17 protein-coding genes are annotated in these 18209 nt (G+C 54.7%); 4 read left to right on the forward strand and 13 right to left on the reverse strand.

Annotation, left to right across the window (positions count from 1 at the left end):
* Nucleotides 1–44 precede the first annotated feature (44 nt).
* The gene (locus NST08_RS25415) at nucleotides 45–659 is read left to right on the forward strand and encodes a nucleotidyltransferase domain-containing protein (RefSeq protein WP_144873178.1); all 615 of its coding nucleotides are present in this window, start codon (nucleotides 45–47) and stop codon (nucleotides 657–659) included.
* Nucleotides 660–744: 85 nt separating this feature from the next.
* Here NST08_RS25415 and NST08_RS25420 read toward each other — a convergent pair whose 3' ends face one another.
* On the reverse strand, nucleotides 745–2061 hold the full coding sequence (locus NST08_RS25420) for a homocysteine synthase (RefSeq protein ID WP_260842871.1): 1317 nt from the start codon (nucleotides 2059–2061) through the stop codon (nucleotides 745–747).
* A 111-nt stretch (nucleotides 2062–2172) separates the two neighbouring features.
* A complete protein-coding gene (locus NST08_RS25425) occupies nucleotides 2173–3009 on the reverse strand; it encodes an SDR family NAD(P)-dependent oxidoreductase (protein ID WP_144878266.1) in 837 nt (278 codons plus the stop codon).
* Nucleotides 3010–3189: 180 nt separating this feature from the next.
* On the opposite strand from NST08_RS25425, the gene NST08_RS25430 reads away from it, so the two are divergent.
* Nucleotides 3190–3444: a DUF3949 domain-containing protein gene (locus tag NST08_RS25430; RefSeq protein ID WP_144878267.1), complete on the forward strand. Its 255-nt coding sequence runs from the start codon at nucleotides 3190–3192 to the stop codon at nucleotides 3442–3444.
* A gap of 131 nt (nucleotides 3445–3575) precedes the next feature.
* On the opposite strand, the gene NST08_RS25435 is transcribed toward NST08_RS25430, so the two are convergent.
* From NST08_RS25435 to NST08_RS25465, 7 genes are all read right to left on the reverse strand, one after another.
* Complete coding sequence (locus NST08_RS25435; protein WP_007131713.1) at nucleotides 3576–4433, reverse strand: ATP-binding cassette domain-containing protein; 858 nt, start codon at nucleotides 4431–4433, stop codon at nucleotides 3576–3578.
* Entirely contained in the window at nucleotides 4430–5272 is an 843-nt protein-coding gene (locus tag NST08_RS25440; protein ID WP_007131714.1) for a hypothetical protein, read from the reverse strand. The genes NST08_RS25435 and NST08_RS25440 overlap by 4 nt, the downstream gene beginning before the upstream one ends.
* Nucleotides 5250–5948, reverse strand: coding sequence for an RNA polymerase sigma factor (locus NST08_RS25445; protein WP_144872281.1), 699 nt, complete (start codon nucleotides 5946–5948; stop codon nucleotides 5250–5252). Before NST08_RS25445 ends, NST08_RS25440 begins: the two co-directional genes overlap by 23 nt.
* A 113-nt stretch (nucleotides 5949–6061) precedes the next feature.
* Nucleotides 6062–8245, reverse strand: coding sequence for an ABC transporter permease (locus NST08_RS25450; protein ID WP_144881268.1), 2184 nt, complete (start codon nucleotides 8243–8245; stop codon nucleotides 6062–6064).
* The gene (locus tag NST08_RS25455) at nucleotides 8238–9104 is read right to left on the reverse strand and encodes an ABC transporter ATP-binding protein (RefSeq protein ID WP_144878269.1); all 867 of its coding nucleotides are present in this window, start codon (nucleotides 9102–9104) and stop codon (nucleotides 8238–8240) included. The genes NST08_RS25450 and NST08_RS25455 overlap by 8 nt, the downstream gene beginning before the upstream one ends.
* A 420-nt stretch (nucleotides 9105–9524) precedes the next feature.
* The gene (locus NST08_RS25460; RefSeq protein ID WP_341342422.1) at nucleotides 9525–10430 is read right to left on the reverse strand and encodes an aldo/keto reductase; all 906 of its coding nucleotides are present in this window, start codon (nucleotides 10428–10430) and stop codon (nucleotides 9525–9527) included.
* 51 nt (nucleotides 10431–10481) lie between these two features.
* Nucleotides 10482–11276 carry a sulfite exporter TauE/SafE family protein gene (locus NST08_RS25465; RefSeq protein WP_144872289.1) on the reverse strand — a complete coding sequence of 265 codons (795 nt, stop codon included), beginning with the start codon at nucleotides 11274–11276 and terminating at the stop codon, nucleotides 10482–10484.
* Between the two features lie 191 nt (nucleotides 11277–11467).
* Here NST08_RS25465 and NST08_RS25470 point away from each other — a divergent pair, with 191 nt between their 5' ends.
* On the forward strand, nucleotides 11468–11659 hold the full coding sequence (locus NST08_RS25470) for a hypothetical protein (RefSeq protein ID WP_007131720.1): 192 nt from the start codon (nucleotides 11468–11470) through the stop codon (nucleotides 11657–11659).
* An 11-nt stretch (nucleotides 11660–11670) separates the two neighbouring features.
* On the opposite strand, the gene NST08_RS25475 is transcribed toward NST08_RS25470, so the two are convergent.
* Together NST08_RS25475 and NST08_RS25480 are read right to left on the reverse strand one after the other, a co-directional pair.
* Nucleotides 11671–12243, reverse strand: coding sequence for a hypothetical protein (locus NST08_RS25475; RefSeq protein ID WP_007131721.1), 573 nt, complete (start codon nucleotides 12241–12243; stop codon nucleotides 11671–11673).
* Entirely contained in the window at nucleotides 12240–13145 is a 906-nt protein-coding gene (locus NST08_RS25480) for a hypothetical protein (protein ID WP_007131722.1), read from the reverse strand. The genes NST08_RS25475 and NST08_RS25480 overlap by 4 nt, the downstream gene beginning before the upstream one ends.
* A 140-nt stretch (nucleotides 13146–13285) precedes the next feature.
* Here NST08_RS25480 and NST08_RS25485 point away from each other — a divergent pair, with 140 nt between their 5' ends.
* Nucleotides 13286–13696: a hypothetical protein gene (locus NST08_RS25485; protein ID WP_244152765.1), complete on the forward strand. Its 411-nt coding sequence runs from the start codon at nucleotides 13286–13288 to the stop codon at nucleotides 13694–13696.
* A 190-nt stretch (nucleotides 13697–13886) separates the two neighbouring features.
* On the opposite strand, the gene NST08_RS25490 is transcribed toward NST08_RS25485, so the two are convergent.
* Nucleotides 13887–16076 carry an alpha-galactosidase gene (locus NST08_RS25490; RefSeq protein ID WP_007131724.1) on the reverse strand — a complete coding sequence of 730 codons (2190 nt, stop codon included), beginning with the start codon at nucleotides 16074–16076 and terminating at the stop codon, nucleotides 13887–13889.
* A gap of 43 nt (nucleotides 16077–16119) precedes the next feature.
* Nucleotides 16120–18168: a beta-galactosidase gene (locus NST08_RS25495; protein ID WP_007131725.1), complete on the reverse strand. Its 2049-nt coding sequence runs from the start codon at nucleotides 18166–18168 to the stop codon at nucleotides 16120–16122.
* Between the last annotated feature and the right edge of the window lie 41 nt (nucleotides 18169–18209).

Below are 18209 nucleotides of genomic sequence, written 5' to 3' on the forward strand. Positions count from 1 at the left end.
TGGAGGAATGGATTCATGCCGGAAAACGAAAAGGAGAGATCGACATGAGAACCGATTACGATCATTGGAGACCCATTAGCATACCGGATGCCGTCAGGATTTTTGCCGATATCCCTGTGCATTGGTATGTCGCAGGCGGTTGGGCTTTGGATTTGCATTTGGGGGAGCAGACCCGAGAACATGACGATATCGATATCCTGATTCTTCGTGAAGAGCAGGCCGTCGTTTACGCCGCATTAGCCCAAGACTGGACGCTGTACAAAGCTGATCAAGGAACCTTGTCGTTATGGGAGGAAGGCGAATATTTGTATTCTGTCGGGGATGTGTGGGTCAGCAAGGATCATAAAGCCCCATTTTCATTTCAAATCATGTTGGTGGAAACCGAAGGGGACCATTGGATTTATCGCAGGGAACCATCGATCCGAAGGCCGCTCCGAGATATAGCCTTGAAGACAGAACAGGGAGTCCCCTACCTGAAGCCGGAGATACAGCTCTTGTACAAAGGGGGCAGCAAGAATATCCGCGAAAAAGATGAGCAGGATTTCATGAAGGTCCTTCCCTGCCTCAACGACACGGCTAGAGTATGGCTTGCCCATGCGCTTCGGACGCAATTTCCAGAAGGCCATCCCTGGCTCGACTCTCTCAATACAATGGCTTAGCTGCCATTTAGCATCAAAAAAAGGGCACCATTCCCCAAATGAGGAAAGTGCCCTGACATCTTATTTGAAAATAGTTCGATTGGCCTTACTTCTGGCTGGCCGCAATCGCCTGCTCCAAATCATACAGGATGTCGTCGATGGATTCCGTACCGATCGATAGCCGCAGCAGCTCGGGATTCACGCCGGCACTGACTTGTTCTTCCTCGCTCAGCTGCTGGTGCGTCGTGCTGGCCGGATGAATGATCAGCGATTTGGAATCGCCGACGTTGGCCAGATGGGAGAACAGCTTCACGTTCTCAATGACCTTCTGCCCGGCTTTGGCGCCGCCCTTAATGCCAAACGTCAAAATAGCACCTTGGCCCTTCGGCAAATACTTCTGCGCCAGCTCATACGAAGGATGGCTTGGCAGCCCCGCATAGCTGACCCACTCGACGGCCTCATGCTTCTCCAGATACTCGGCAACCTTCAGCGCGTTCTCACTATGGCGCTGCACGCGGAGATGAAGCGTCTCCAATCCTTGCAGCAGCAGCCAGGCGTTAAATGGAGACAGCGAAGCCCCGATATCCCGCAGAAGCTGTACGCGCGCCTTGATGATATATGCAATTGGACCGACGGCCTCGGTATACACGACGCCATGATAACTTGGATCCGGTTCTGTCAATCCAGGGAATTTGCCGCTTGCGCTCCAATCGAACTTGCCGCTGTCGACGATAACGCCGCCGATCGATGTTCCGTGACCGCCGATAAATTTGGTTGCCGAATGAACGACGATATCGGCTCCATACTCGATCGGGCGCAGCAAATACGGGCTCGGGAACGTGTTGTCTACGATGAGCGGAATGCCATGCTCATGGGCGATTGCCGCAACCGCTTCCACGTCTAGCACGTTTCCTTGCGGGTTGCCGATCGTCTCAGCGAACAGCGCTTTCGTCTTGTCGTTAATGGCAGCCCGGAAGTTCTCCGGATTCGAGGAATCGACGAAGTGCACCTTGATTCCGAGCTTTGCCAGCGTGGTGGAGAATAGATTATACGTGCCGCCGTACAAGCTGGAGGAGGAAACGATCTCATCTCCCGCACCGGCAATGTTCAGAATCGAGAACGTAATAGCGGCTTGTCCGGAAGCTGTCGCCAGTGCGCCTGCTCCTCCCTCCAGCGCCGCGATCCGCTTCTCGAATACATCGGTCGTCGGGTTCATGATCCGCGTATAAATATTGCCGAATTCCTTCAAGGCAAACAAGTTTGCCGCATGCTCGCTGTCCTTGAAGCCGTAGGATGTCGTCTGATAGAGCGGAACGGCTCGGGATAGGGTTGTCGGGTCGAGCTCCTGGCCGGCATGAACCGCTAACGTTTCAATCGATAGTTGACGTTCTTCTGACATGGATGTTTCCTCCCTTTTCTTCATATGGAAAATAGTATGATTGCTGATTTCCATCATTCTCTCATACTTTCCACAGTTTGAAAAGAGTCATTACCAACTATTTTCATCGGAATTAGAAGTTTTTTTCTGCGGCTTTTATTTATCTTTATCCTCACCGTGCGGATTTACCTTGCCCCAGCCGTATCCCGCTTCCGGCGACGTATCCTCCGGCATCCCCGGAAGGATGAGCCCCCCGTCGATGCGCAAGTTGATGCCTGTAATATAGGATGCTGCATCCGAGCATAGCCAAGCGATCGCTTCACCAATATCGGAAGGGGTTCCGAGCCTCCCCAGCGGAATTTTATCTCCAAGCGGCTCCTTCTCGGCGGATTGCTCCAATTTGTGAACCGTAGCCCCCGGCGCGACGCAGTTTACCCGGATTCCATGCGGCGCCCATTCCAGCGCCAGCGACTGGGCCGCACGAATCAAAGCTGCCTTCATGCCGCCATAAATGCTGTCCTTCGGGTAAGCTCTTTCGCCGCGCGAGGAGGTGATAAAGATGATATTGCCAGGGATCTCGCGGGCAATCATTTCCCTGGCTGCATATTTGCTAAGCAGCAACGGAGCCCTGAAATCGAGGTTGATGGTCGTATCCAGCTCCTCTTCCTCCATTTCGGTGAGCTCCTTATGAAAGCCGATCCCGGCATTGTTGACCAGCAGATCTATGCGTTCAAGCTGCTCCACCGTCTTGCGGATCGTGTTCTCCGCTTCGCTCCGAATCGTGAGATCGCTCTGGATGATCAGAGGCTCCTTGCCATAGATATGGCCGATATCCTCGGCAACGGATAATATCCCCTCTTTGCTCGAGTTGTAGGTGAGCGCGAGCCGATATCCTTTTTCCGCCAAAATCTTCGCAATGCCTCTGCCGATTCCTGCTCCTGCTCCGGTCACCAGCGCTACCTTCTCGACTCCTTGTTGTCCTGCGGTTCCCATAATACGTCTCCTCTCGCATCGATGATTTCATGCGTACATCCGTGAAGATGCACACACCTACTAACTATTTTTACCCGGATCCCCAAAGATTGATTTGCCCTGAAGATAATTGTTGAAACCGCATCCAATATATGACGTATATAAAAGCATAGGTCTGACGATACGAAGGAGCGTGAACTTATGGGTTCGATGTTGTGGGTGATCGCCGGCGTTCTGTTCGCAGCATTTCTGATCATGATCCCTGTCCAGTATCGCTATATCAAGGAACTGAATGAGGACCCTCGAAGAAAAGGCATCAGTCAGGAAGAGTATTATAAAAAGATGTCCTTTCAGGAAGAGCAGCTTCACTACAACGCGCAGAGTTCATTCTGGCCATCGGCCATGGTTGCAGCTTGGATCTATCGCTGGAGACACAGAAAGAAGGGAAAGGGTTAAACCCATCCTTAACGGAGATTTAATCCAATTCGAATGTCATGGTCCGCGGAAAAGAAAAAAATCATCGTCCAAACGGATGATGATTTTTTCATATATTAGGTTTATTTACAAGAGCGAAAAGAGAAGAACATTTAGCCGCGTCTCGCCAATGCATCCATATGGAGGAAAAAGGCATCCTCCAGTGTCGGCTCCTTCTCCAAAAATTCGGGGCCCGGCTGCTTTTTGGCCATCAGGCGGACCTTCATGCGTTCATCGGTCATTTGAAAATGAATGAGCCTCTCTTGCGGAATTCGTTCAAAGTCGCTGAGGTCCACCTCCCCCTCCCATACGCTTGAGGCTACGCTCAGCTTCCATTGCTGCGGCGATCCGTTGTACCGAAGGCGCCCCCGGTGAATCCAGATGACATTATCCGTCGCCTCTTCCCATTCGTTCAGCTCGTGGGCGGCGACAATGACCATCCTCCCCTTGGCGTATTGGGTAAGGTAGGTGATCAGAAATTTGCGTTCCTCGGCGTCCATCCCGTTCAGCGGCTCATCCAGAAACAGAAAGGACGGCGAGGCCAAAAGGGCTTGCACGACCGCGATGCGCCGCTGCACCCCCTGCGATAAATGCTTGACCTTGCTTTTGCGGAACGGCTCCAGCCTGAAGTCCCCGATCAGCTTGTCGATCGCTTCCGGCTGATAGACTCCCTTCAATTCAGCCATATACTTCAGCAGCTTGCCTGCCTTCATATCCCCGTACAGCTCGATATCGGCCGGAACATACCCGATCTGGCTCCGGATGAGCGGGAGATGGTCTGCAGCCTTCCTACCGCTGTACAAAATGTCGCCCGCGTCCGGTGTTTGAAGCGTGGTCAGCAGCTCGATCAGCGTGGTCTTCCCGGCTCCGTTCGCGCCAACGACCAGGTTGAGGCCGGAGGAAATGACCGCCCGCTCGATCTCCAGCCGATACGTGCCGGCCTGCCGCTCCAGTCCTTCGATCCGAATCATGTGGAAGCTCTCCAGGACGCAGCATTCCATTTGAGGCTGCGGCCATAAGAGGATACGAGCAGTGAAACGCCGATGATCAGGAGCACGATATCCGTTGCCATTTTGCCGCTCATGGAAACCCCGTGATCCATGATTTGTCCTTGGAGGATGATCCAGAGTCCATACACAAGGACGGCCGAGACGAGCGAGGCGATCATTCCTTTCCGAAACAGCATATACATGGCGGCTCCGCCGGTGACCAGAAGTATGCCCATCCATTCGAGAACGAATGGCCCGAACAGGAACGTTGAATTTTCGGCTTGCATCGATTTGAAGCCAATAACGATCGTGCTGAGCAGTGCCATTCCGGTCACGATGCCTGTGACGAGCAGCAGCCGAGTATACAAGACTAGCGCCGGCGGATACGGCGTCAGCGTCTCCACAGCCCGCATCCCTTTATCCCATGTACGGCTGCTGAATAGCATGGACACGATGAGCAGAAGCGGGGTAATCAGCGGAAATATGCCGCCGGGAAGCCCACCGAAGTGATCCAGCGGATAGGCTGGATCGATCAGCAGCACCAGCATCAGAAATACCGCGCTGCTGGTCAGCAGAATGGATCGCTGATTCAGCCTGAGCTGGCTGCGGAGGATCTGCTTCAGCGACGGCGGATCCACCTGGGGATTGAAATCAAGCTTCGGTGATTCCGGCTCAACCTTAAGCAGATCGAACTCCCCTTGGAGCGAAGCAATGAGCCGTGAGGTTTCCTCCGGTGTCGGCGGAGGGAGAATCGCGCGCCGAAGCGGTCCCCGCAGCTCGTCCTCAAGTTTTCCCAATTCACGATCGAATGGATGATCCATGGATACACACCTCACTTTCTGTAGCCTTGCGCCGGTCATCCGGCTCTTCTTCCGTGCTTGAACGGCTCAGGACCTTTCTCTTGGAACGGCCTCCCCGTTCCGATCTTCCGGCCGGGGGCATCGGAACCAATTCTCCTTGCTCTTGGACCAGCGTTTTCTTTAGCTTTCTTAATCCGTTATATAGATGCGTCTTTACCGTGCTAAGGGGGAGGTCCACCAGATCCGCGATTTCCTGAAGCTTAAGGTCATGGAAAAATCTTAGCGTAATGATCTCTTGCTGAACGTCCGGCAAAGTACCGAGCGACACCGCAATTTCATGGGACGTCTCCTGCCTCTCTATCAATTCCTGCGCCCCGGGTGCGGGATCATGGGCATCCGGCAGCTCTTCACCGGCAAGCCCCTCGGACCTGTAGGCTGCGCTTTTCCAGTAATCCTTACACATGTTCAGGGCTACGCGGTACAGCCAGGATCTGACATGTTCCAGCGTCCCATGGGTCCTCAGATGCCGGATCAGGCGGATAAACGTTTCCTGGACGATATCCTGCGCCTTTTGCCTGTCGGTCAGCTGCCTTGTCGTATAGCTTAACAGCGGACCATGGTACCGGGTGACCAGCAGCTCGAACGCCTCCTGATCACCCGCCGCCATCCGTTCGGACAGCTGCTGATCGGAAATCATGCCCCTCCCCCCTTTCTGGATCGATATATCCGTAATTTACCCATTCCGTGCCTCATCCATCAATCGATGCCTTCCCGATTGAATCTCGGCACTGTTATCGCATGCAGAAGCCGTTATTCCCCAACCGTCTGCTTCCATCGCTTCACCCATTCCTCATAAGTGACCGGAGCCTCCGGCTTCATCGCAGGATACCGTTCCGTATCCGGAAACTGAAGGCCGTGCCCATAATAATGGGCGAGCACTTTCTTGACCTGTTCTGCCTTTCCTTCCTTCATCGCCCGCCGGACTTGTCTTGCCATTCCGATCCCGATCTTATTCTGCGGATCGGTCCCGTCCCCGTTCTTGAACAGGAGCTCCTGGACTGATCTTAAGTGTCCGTAAGCACTGCGCAGCTGTTTATCGCTCAGCCCTTTTTCCTCTATATAATACACGTACCAGAACAGGCTGCCGATTTTATTCCGGACATCCTGCTCCGGATGCTCATAATTGCCATAATAAGCAGGCTGATCGCCAAACAGCATGTAGTTCACCCACTCACCCGGCAGATTGCTGCTGAAGTAGGTATACTCCCTTGAGGACAGGATGAGGGAATGCTCCGCGTGAGGCCACTCGATCCCCTGTCCCAAACACAGAATGGTGTCGATGTCCGTGGACATTCCCGGAATCCATGCTGCAAAATAATCATACTTCCCTTTCAGTTCCGTCAATAGTCCCTCAGCCCACTTTTCCAGGTATGGGGTTGTCACAATACGCACCTTGAAATCCGGCCGATGCACTTCGGTCCAGAAGCTTCCCCCGTACAGGGAAACATTCTGCCCGATCCCCTTCGACTCGAAGATCTGGTATCCGGGCCCTCGCTCGACTTCCTTCAAACTGCTGTATAGCGGCTTTGAATATCCCTCTACCTTCAGTTTCATATCACCTACAGAATACCGCTGAATCCCGTAACGCCGGGCCAAGGTAATGTAAGGCGAAGACGTCTCGACCTGCTTGAGGTAAACATGCTGGTGGCCGGGAAGCGGATACCAGGCCATATGGCCCTCGAGCTTCACCTCGTCTCCAAGACTGAAGGCCGCAAAATCATTACGCGAATAATCGGTGCGGTAATCCATTACGCTTCCGAAATAAACCAGCTCGGCCTCGATTTCCTGCCGCGAATTCGCCGGAAGACTGATTGTCAGCATCTCCCCCCGCCTCCGGTAAGGAGCGTCGTTGCCTTGAATTCGAACACGCTCCAACGTGAAGAAACGGTTCAACGTCAGCGGAAGCTCCGACTTCCCTGCCAGCTCCCCAGCGGGGATTCGAAGCCGGGCTGTGACTCGCAGATTATCGTTAGGGAGCCGTTTCAGCTCGAGATCATAGGAGGATACCGTAAATATCGTTGCCGGCACCGGATCATCGGTAAGCCCGATGGATGGGTCCGATAGCTTGCTGCCCAGCTGCTCATACCGCTCTGCCCATAAGCTGCCGTATGGCATGAAGATGGCTCCAGCCAACACGAGGGCTGCCACCGCCGCCGCCCAAATCCTTTTTACATGCATCGTCGGGCGCTTCCGGTTCAGTAGCAGCAGACTTACCGCGAGCAACAACCCCGTAAAGGCCAGCACGAACCAGCGCGAACGGGAGATATCCGCAGATATGAGGGCATAGCTCCAATTTTCATATTGTAATGCTTCGGACTGAATGAAGAACTGATTCAAATGAAAGACTTCGGCCGGATACCATCCGAGCTGAGTAATAATAAAAATATCCATGAAAAAGGTGCCGAACATCCATGCGCAAAAGCCGATCAAATAGACAATCCGATTCGGAATGCTGGCCCCCAGCACCATGGCCAGCGCAAGGGTGACCATATACGAGATCTCGTACTGCATGGCGAATTGCATCGTATAATGCATAGCGATTCCGCCCGCAATCCCCTGGCTGATCGAGATCGTGTAGAAGATAAACGCTGTCGGAAGCGTGAACAAGGACAAATACAGCATGCTTACGGCATATTTGGACGATAACAGCGTCAGGAACGATACTGGCAAGCTGTGATTCCACTCGAACGAGCGCCGTAAAACATCCCTTCGCATGGATAAGATGCCGATCAGCATCGCGGGACCGAGCGTCATCGTGTGCCCGAGCATATGAAACTTGTAAGCCATCGTATACAGGTTCTGCTCGGTGCCGCCTCCGCTATTCAACATGTTCATGGCGAACAAAATCGCATAGATGACCGGCAAGGATGCAAACACCGGATTGCCGAACAGCAGCCGGCATTCCAGCACGGCATGTCTCCACCATTTACACATCCCGATCCCTCCGCAGCAGGGCCAGATAGCCGTCCTCCAGGGACGGTTCAGCCGGGTGCGCACCCGCAAACGGCCTCTTTCCTACAAAACGGCACAAAATGCCTTCCGGTACAGCTTTCGTGGATACAACCTGCATCGGATCTACGCGGGAGAACGCATCGGCTGACAGCACCGCTTCCCACACTTGTCCGTTGCCGCAGGCCTGCAGCTCGCCGAGCGTTCCGGACATGACCAGTCTCCCCATGTTCATGACGGCGATCCGGCGGCAGTTGCTCTCAATGTCAGCGACGATGTGCGTGGACAGCAGCACGGTCCGGTCAATGCTAAAGCGGGTAAGGACGTTGCGGAACCGGACCCGTTCCTGCGGATCCAGGCCGGAGGTCGGCTCATCCACGATAAGGATATCGGGGGATCCGAGAAGGGCCTGAGCAATGCCCAGGCGCTGCTTCATACCGCCCGAATAAGTACGAACCTTCTTGTCGGCTTTATCCTGGAGATTCACCGTCTCCAAGAGTCTGGCGACCTCCTTTCTCCTCGCCTCCCGATCCTTTATGCCCTTCATTACGGCTGCGTAGTCGAGATAATCTCTGCCCGTCAGCTGCGGATAAATATGAAAATGCTGGGGCAAGTAACCGATCATCGGGCGAATCTCCTCCGGCCTTGTGATCGAAATGCCATTTACCCTCACCTGTCCGGATGTCGGGGCCAGCAGTGTCGCCAATATGCGCATCAGCGTCGTTTTGCCCGCCCCGTTAGGCCCGAGCAATCCGGTCATGCCTTTATCCAATTGGAGCGACACGTCAAGGAGCGCCCATGCCCCTTTCCGGTACGTCTTCGATAAATGCTCGATGGTAATCATGCAATAACCCTTTCAGCTATTTCTTATGGACCTGATTCGTTAAGCCGCGCGGCTTCTGTATTGAAAACGAACAGGGCGGAAAAAAAGTTTAACCAATGCATCTAAATGAACAAAAAAATGCGTATAACGTAGCGCAGCTTGTAACGCGGCCAAATCATTGTAGGCCAAACGGAAGGCCATCTCAAGATCAGGTCAAAAAGGCTTGGAGTGCTAAATCATATAGCCATGCCTTTCGGAACAGCCTTGCCTTTTGGAAATACCATGTCTTTCGGAATTAATTACCTTGCCCTTTAGGACGCGGCACCAAATCCAGACTGCCACTATAAAAAGCCCGTTATCCCTAACGGATAGCGGGCAGTGCCTGCTGGCAATTCATCCGCTCAATCATTTACGGACTGAATCATTGACCGCATGAATGGTTCAGCGATGCTGCTCATACCGGTTGGCCCGGGTGATCGCCTGAACCCGCTGAACAACCTGCGGAGACAGCGGCTCCATCTCGCCGGCGGCTAGATTATGAAGCAGCTGATCCAGCGAGCTTGCTCCCGAGATCGTACAGGCCACAGCAGCATGGGATAATGCATATCGAATGGCGAGATGGGACACATCCATGCCGTCTGCATGCTCTTCCAGCTGCTTCAGCAGGCTCAAAAGCTCGTCCTTGCTGTAATCCAGATAGCCCTTCTCCGCCTTGGCTTCGCCGCTTCCCGACAAGATGCCTCGCGCAACCGGCCCCCGGGCGATAAGGGAGATGCCTTGCTCCTTCAGCAGATCCAGCACTTCTTCCTCAGGCCTCCGATCCAGAATGCTGTACTGGCTCATGACGCTCACGATATTCGAGCGTTTCGCATACTCCCGAATCACATTGGGGCGAATCGACGATATCCCGTAATAGCGGATAAGTCCTTCCTGCTTCAGCTCCTCGAACGCCTCGATCGTCTCATCGATCGGATCGTCGATCGTCCCTCCATGCAGCTGGTACAGGTCGATATAATCGGTTCCCAGCCTGTGCAGACTGTCCTTCACGGCCGACTTGATGTACGCCTTCGAGGGATCCCATACCCAGCCTTCCTGGCCGGGCACGCGCCGGTTCCCGACTTTGGTCGCGATGATGACATCGCTGCGCCGTCCGCGCACGGCCTTGCCGACCAATTCCTCATTTCGTCCTTCATCGTACAGATCGGCCGTATCGAGGAAGTTCACGCCCTGGTCCAGCGCCTCATGGATCAACTTAACAGCCTTTCCTTCCTCCGTACCCAGCGACATGCAGCCAAGACCAATTTCGCTTACCAGCAGCTCCGAAGAACCTAACCGATTGAATAACATGCTCCATTCCTCCTCATCATATATCCATCATGCTCTATTCTCATCCATTACTTACCCGATAATATCGCTCCAGATTTTAACGGCGGTGAGTGCAATCAAACCAGCCAGTGCATACCGGAGCAGTCGGACATTCAGTCTTCGGCTCACCATCGCGCCGATCGGTGCCCCGAGCAGGCTTCCCGCAACCGCGAACAGGGACGGCCACAGCGGAATGTCTCCCGAAGCCAATTTGCCGATCACCCCGCCGACGGCAGACAAAAACACGATGGCAAGCGAAGAGGCAATCGTGATCCTTGTCGGAATTTTCAGGACGGTCAGCATAATGGGAATCAAAATAAATGCCCCGCCCGCACCAACGATGCCTGCAATCCCTCCGACGAGAAATGCCGATCCCGAGGCGATCCACGGATTGAAGGTAACCTCCTGCACCGTTCGGCTCTCCATCGTCGCCCGCGTAGGAACGATCATGAGCAGAACCGCGATAACCGCCAGGAAACCATAAATCACATTGATGGCCGCGCTGCTCATGACCATGGAGGACAGGCTTCCGATTAAGCTTCCGACCAGCGTGCTGACACCCATCTGCAATACCAACGGCCGATGGATATAGGCCTCTCCTTTACGGGAGCTTACCCGGTTCGCCAGCATCCCTGACAAGGAAGCAAAGAAAACCTGCAGCATGCTGATCGCCGCCACTTCCTTGGAGGTAAACACTTCAAGGCCAAACCATTCAGGCATGTACAATAAAAGGGGGAAATTGATAATCGCCCCGCCGATCCCGAGAAGTCCCGAGAAGAAAGAGCCGATAAGGCCGATTAAGACCATAATGACGAGCTGCATGATCATGATGATCGATCTCCGTTCTATTAGATTGATTGACCACCTTCATATAGATGCCACGCCCCGCTCCGCCGTGGAGCCTATGCACGCGGTACGAAAATGAACAAATCTGGGCGCAGGTGGCTATTGAAAGTGCCCGGATCCTGATCTATAATTAAAACCAAGTATTTATATCGGAAATGTGGAGGTGTACAGGTGTGTTCAGTAAACTGAAAAATCTTTTTCAGGACCGCTGTCCGGATTGCGAACAGAGACTCGTTTCGCGCTATGACGACATGGCGCTGATTAAGCACTGCCCGGATCACCATTACACCGAAGAAATATATAATCAACTGGGCGTTACCATCGTGTACCACCCCAGTAAAGATAAATCGAGCCGGGGCGACTAAGGATCAGGGCGTTATTTCCCTTCCTCCATCTCCCGCCATGATCTTCCGGCCGCCCTCAGCATCAACAGCACCGCAGCTTGGGAAATCAGAACGGCTATAGCCAAGATGAACAGCCAAATGGCCATCATATCCTGGTCAATGTTCAAAGTGAACGGATAAGATGCAAGCCATAGCCCTTGTACGGTCATAAACCACCCAAGACAAACCCGAGCTCTACCGGCTATATTCAGCGAAGACTCACCCGAGAAACTCGACATGATCCCCTTACAGATCCCGTAAATAAGGAGCGTACTAAGCAGCATGTCCAATAATCGAAGGGATAGCTCTAAGATCGTAGGCGGCAGGCCGTTTAAGAAGCCTGTCCCCGGCTCCCCAACAATCATCCGGGCAATGGACCCGATCAGAAGCAGCAGGGCTGCTGCTCCTCCTGCCTGAAAGAAACGGCTCCTCTCGGAGAGCGTCCATAAGCCGGATGCAGCCAGCAGATAGCCGAGCGGGTCCGGCAGGAGGTCCAATCCCCCCACTCTCACATTGATCAATACTAGGAGGAGTCCCCAGGCGATACGGTAACAGGCGCTGCTCATAACGCTCCCCTTCTTTCCCGGACGTATTCCGTAATTTCCCGCTCCGTCGGTGAAGGGTAATAGGCAAAATGATGGACACTTTGCCAGGGTGCCCGATCGCCCTCGGCATACTCAAGCCGAAGGCGCAGCTGGTAAACCTGCATCCGCTTCGCAGGCGAGGACAGGTTAAACTTGTAAGCGACCTTGACGGAATCCCCTTGATTGAGCCGGACCGGCAGCGGAAGGTCAAGAATCGGGACACCCGATAGCTTGATTTCGGCTTCCGAGGGTGCTTCCGAACGGTGACTGACGCCCGGTGTCCGTTTTACGATGTCCGCATGCACCAGCAAATCCCCTTCCTCAACCATGCTCATATAAACTGAGGATAGACCGGTCAGATTGACCGGACGCCGGACTGCCAACCGATCATATCCGGAATGGTCCGAGGATCCTGCACCTGATGTCCATTGTATGGGATCATGGTCTCGATTTACATGATCCCTGGGCACAAGATGGATTTCTCCGATGTGCACCTTTTCCGATGATCCGTCACTATATAAGGCGGTTACTTGTCTAATGACTGCTGGCTCTTTTATTTCCGGAGGCTCTTGCCCCGAATCTGCGCTGTCGAAGCTCACGATCATTTTCCCTAATGACTGTTTTCGATATTCTGCATAATTAGGATAAGGACTCACCTGCAGCCCGGGATAGCCTTCAATATAAATGTCGATCAGCTTCCTTTCCAGCCGCTTGTCCTCCAAATAGTACAAGTCGAAGTAGTCGCCTGCTTCGGGGATGACCTCGATGTAATGCTCCAAGAATACGGTTCGCTCCAAGCGATTCGCTTGGTCATACCAAATGTTCCCGACCCAGCTTCCGGCAATCAACAGCATCGCCAGGAAATAATACCCCTTTCCCCGCATAGCTCTAAAATCTCCTTAACGTTCAGGTATGTATCCTTACCTATATTATCATGTAAATGTGAGAAGAAGGTTTGATCCATATAAAAATTTCATAAGGCTGGGCCGACCGCTCCCCCTCACCCAAATAAGAGAACCTCCAAATGGACAAACTATGGAAAACCTCATCCAAGGAAGGTGCATCCATGAACCCATCGCTGCAAGACGTAACGAATTGGTTTAACGGCAAGAGCAATCACACCCTGATGATTGAAAAGGAAGAGGAGCGGGATCGCGACCGGGTGCAGCTGCGTCTTGAGCGTTTTGACGTCAGCGAACACCATAACCAGTCGATCGACGGATACGGAGACAGCCGCTGCCTGCTCCTGCACGGACCGGGCGTCGTCATCACCGCCGGCCACGAAGCGCCGCTTCCGGGCGATAGCTTTGTCATCGGCCTTGACGATCTCACCGGAACGGAAGTCAGGGAGGATCAGGTCGTGCTGTTGACGGAGCGGGGCAAATACTCGATCACGACCGGGGCATCCCCGGATGTCCCGGGTACCCCGCAGTAGGCTGGTTCAGCCAACCTGACCACAAAAAAAACAGCCGGACCGGCAGATCCCCATGATCTGCCGGTTCTTCGGCTGCTTTTTGCTTTTGATGTTTAGTCGATGCAGTTTTCTTCAAGCCCATTCTTACTGCTGCCCGTACGATGTTCATCCTAAAGGCTCGAACGACGCGTCCTGTCTGGATAGGGTTAGGTTATACCCGCTTAAATCTCCACAAAAAGCTCTGGAAATCGCCATGCATCGGCGGTATGGCCAATCCGGCATGCATGAGGCGGTCGCCCCCGTAGACGGCGCCATCCTCAAGGCAGCGGTACTCCGCATCCGGATCCAGACCTCGCGTCCGCAAATAGCGGATCGGCTCATTCGCCTCGCTCAAAATCCGGAAATAGTACAGCACCGCTTCAGAGCGGTCTTCGGACACCACCGTCCATGCCGCTTCGTTTCCCTCGAACGGATTCCGCAGCCGGTAGAAATCGCCGAATTGAACCAAGTGGCGGATCTCCTTATACAGCTTCACCTGCTCCCGCACCTCGTTCTTTTCGTCCTCCGTAAAGGCCGTCAAATCCAGCTCATACCCGAAGTTGCCCGACATGGCAGCATGCCCCCGGGTCCGCAGGGAAGTATGCCGGTGTACCTGGTGATTCGGAACCGCGGACACATGCGCGCCCATCGAGCTCAGCGGATAAACCAGGCTTGTCCCGTACTGGATTTTCAGACGGCTGACCGCGTCGGAGTTATCGCTTGTCCACGTTTGCGGCATATAGTACAGCATCCCCGGGTCGAATCTTCCCCCGCCGCCCGAGCAGCTCTCGAACAGGATGTGCGGGAATTCCGATGTCAATTGCTCCAGCACGCGGTACAGCCCCAGCATGTACCGGTGGGCCGTTTCCCGCTGCCGCTCAGGCGGAAGCGCTGCAGAACCGATCTCCGTCATGTTCCGGTTCATGTCCCATTTCACGTACGTTATCGGGGCGCTCTTCAAAATGTCGCGCACCATGCCCGCAACGGCATCGCATACCTCTTCTCTGGAGAAATCGAGGATAAGCTGCCGTCTTCCTTCCGTTCTCCGGCGATCCGGCACATGCAGGCACCAATCCGGATGAAGGCGGTACAAGTCGCTGTCGGGCGACACCATTTCCGGCTCAAACCATAAGCCGAACTGCAGGTTCAGGTCGGTGACGCGCTGAACGAGATCCTCGAGACCGTCGGGCAGCTTGTTCCGATCCACCACCCAGTCGCCGAGCGAGGTGGTGTCGTCGTTGCGCTTGCCGAACCAGCCGTCGTCAAGCACAAACAGCTCAATCCCGAGGTTCCGGCCTTCCTTGGCGATTTGCTCGATTTTCTCGGCATTGAAGTTAAAGTACGTCGCTTCCCAGTTGTTCACCAGCACCGGACGGACGGCGTCACGGAAAGCGCCGCGGCACAGCCGGGTCCGGTACAGCTTGTGATATCGCCTGGACATCCCGCCAAGCCCCTCGGCCGAGAATACCATGACCGCCTCCGGCGTCTGGAAGGCCTGTCCCGGCTCCAGCAGCCAGGAGAAGTCGAAGGGGTTGAGGCCCATAACGACGCGGGTCGTCTCATATTGATCCACTTCAACCTGCGCCGCAAAGCTGCCGCTGTACACGAGGCTGAATCCGTAGACCTCTCCGTGCTCCTCGCCGGCATCGTCGGCGAGCAGCGCCAGAAACGGATTATGGTTATGGCTGCTCGCGCCCCGCCGGCTCTCGACCCCCTGCATTCCCGGCGACAGCCTTCTCCGCTCTACGTGCCGTTCTCTGGCCCATGCGCCGTGCAGGTGGAGCAGGTCGAATCGGTTGTGGCTGAAATCCACGCTCGCGCTCATCGCCCGCAGCAGCGTCATTGGCATGGCCCCTTCATTGCGGAATAATACGGAGCGGGCAATCGCATCGTAGCTTTTGATTACGGAGTAGGACACCGTAACGGACAAGCCGCTCACGCGGTCGACCAGCCGGAGCTCCAGCGTATCGGCTTCATCGTCCTGCTCGGTGTAAACCGCAGGCAGACCTTCAAGCTTCGGCTTGCCGCCGTATATCCGATGGCTTTCGTATTCGACCTCGGCCACCGTCGTTCCGTTGGGCAGCTGCACCTGATAGGCCGGCTGACGGAAATCGCCGCTCCCGTATCCCGGATATTCCTGAGGCAGGCTGTCAAACGAGAAGGAAGCGTCGTCCCGAAACGGCGACGGCGAGAAGGAAGCTCTCTCCCTCCGCGTAAGAAGCCCTTCCACCTGCGAATCGCGAAGCTTCGGTCCCCAATATACATGGGCGGGATATAAGCCGCGAACGAGCTGAATCACATAGCTCGAATGATCACTTTGGAGATGAAATACACCTTGCTCTTCATGAAAAAAGATACTCACTGCTTCTGCCTCCTTGCCAACGTCCGATTGTAATCTCCTGATCCTACAATTCGGATCCGTCCGCTGCTGGCCGCTCGAGTATCATGACGCCCCTTGCCGGGATCGTAACATGCCCCGTAACCGGCCGCTCGGTGAGGAGATCCGTTTGGTTGGCGGATCCTGCATCAAATGCCATCGCTTCGGCGTTGTGGTTCATGATGAACAACAAGGAAGTCCCCTCCTTCACCCGCTCCACAACCTCGATCCCTGCCGGTGTATCGAGCAGCGGTTTGATCCCCTGCTCTTCGCATACATTGCTCATAAAGCCCCGAAGGAACGCCGCATCCGGGCTGCTGGCAACGTAATAGGCCTGCCCCTTGCCGAACCGGTTTCTCGTTAGCACCGGGGTGCCCTGATAAAAATCGGTTCCGTACTCGGCCAGAACCTCCGCCGTTTCCGCATGGATGACATCGCACAAAATGCCGCAGGAATAACTTCCACGCAGCGGGCCCCAATCCTGCTTCATCACCATATGATTTTGCTGTTCCGGGAGCAGCGCGTCGGTCTCCTCCGCCCATATGCCCGTCACTTGGCGGAGCTTGCCGGGATAGCCGCCCAGCGTTACGAGGTCATGCTCATCGACGATCCCGCTAAAGAAGGTTGTGATAAAGGTTCCGCCGCTTGCCACGAAGCGCTCCACGCGCTCGGCGACACCCGGCTTCACCATATACAGAACAGGCGCTATCACGACATCGTACTTATCCAGGTCCTCCTCCACACCGATCACGTCCGTCTGGATATTCTGCTCGTACAAGGCGGCATAGTACTTATGGATTTCATCGACATAATTCAATTGCTTGGTCGGTCCGCTCGACAGCTCGATCGCCCAGCGGTTCTCCCAATCGTACAGGATCGCCACTCTGGCTCTGGAGCGCGCGTCGAGGATCCGGTCTCCAAGCTGCTGCAGCTCGCTTCCGAGCTCCGCGCATTCGCGGAACACCCGGGTATGCTCATGCCCCGCATGCTCGATCAGCGCGCCGTGAAATTTCTCGCACGCCCCGATGGAACGGCGCAGCTGAAAGAACATCACCGTATCGGCTCCATGCGCGACGGCCTGGTAGCTCCACAGCCGCATGACGCCCGGCCGTTTCGCCGAATTGTAAGGCGACCAGTTCTGAACGCTCGGCGTCTGCTCCATCAGCATGAACGGCTGCCCGCCTTTAAGGCCGCGCATCAGGTTATGGGACATCGCCGTGAAGCTGACCGGCGTATCGATGGCAGGGTAGTTGTCCCAGGAGACCACGTCCATGTGCTTCGCCCATTCGAAATAATCCAGCTCCGGATAAAATCCCATCAAGTTCGTCGTCACCGGAATCTCCGGTGTCACCAACTTGATCTCGTCCCGCTCCAGCCGGTAGCATTCCAGCAGGCTGTCCGATTGGAAGCGGCGGTAATCGAGCGAGATGCCCTGGAAGAACGTCCGGTTGCCGTCGAACTCCTCGCTGAGCACATTCGGCACGACGATCTCGTCCCAATCGTAGAAGGTATGGCCCCAAAAGCCGGTGTTCCATACCGCATTCAGCTTCTCCAGCGTCTCATAGCGTTTCTGCAGCCAGACGCGGAACTGCCGCTCGCAATTGTCGCAGTAGCAGTAGCCGCCGTATTCGTTCGATATATGCCAGATAACCAGTGCCGGATGATCCTTGTACCGCTCGGCCAGCTTGCGGGCCATGAGCGGAGCGTATTTGCGGTATGTCGGGCTGTTCGGGCACGAATTGTGCCGCCCACCGAATTTGCGCTTGCGGCCCTGGTAGTCGACGCGAAGCACATCCGGATATTTCTTGGCCATCCACGCCGGATGGGCTCCCGTGCTGGTTGCCAGACAGACCTTGATGCCTTCCGCCGCTAACCGGTCCATAATCTCGTCGAGCCAAGCAAAATCATAGCTTTCTTCATCACGCTGGCTTCGAGCCCAGGAAAACACATTGATGGTGGCGACATCGATTCCCGCCAGCGGAAACATCCGCATGTCCTCGTCCATCGTCGCTTTATCCCATTGCTCGGGATTGTAATCCCCGCCGTACCAGATTTTCGGAATTTTCGGATTGATCATAATCAGTGCCTCCATATGCAATCTGCTCCGCAATTCGCATT

It is taken from the genome of Paenibacillus sp. FSL K6-1566 (genome assembly GCF_038050475.1).
GTDB classification, from domain to species: Bacteria; Bacillota; Bacilli; order Paenibacillales; family Paenibacillaceae; genus Paenibacillus_AQ; species Paenibacillus_AQ lactis.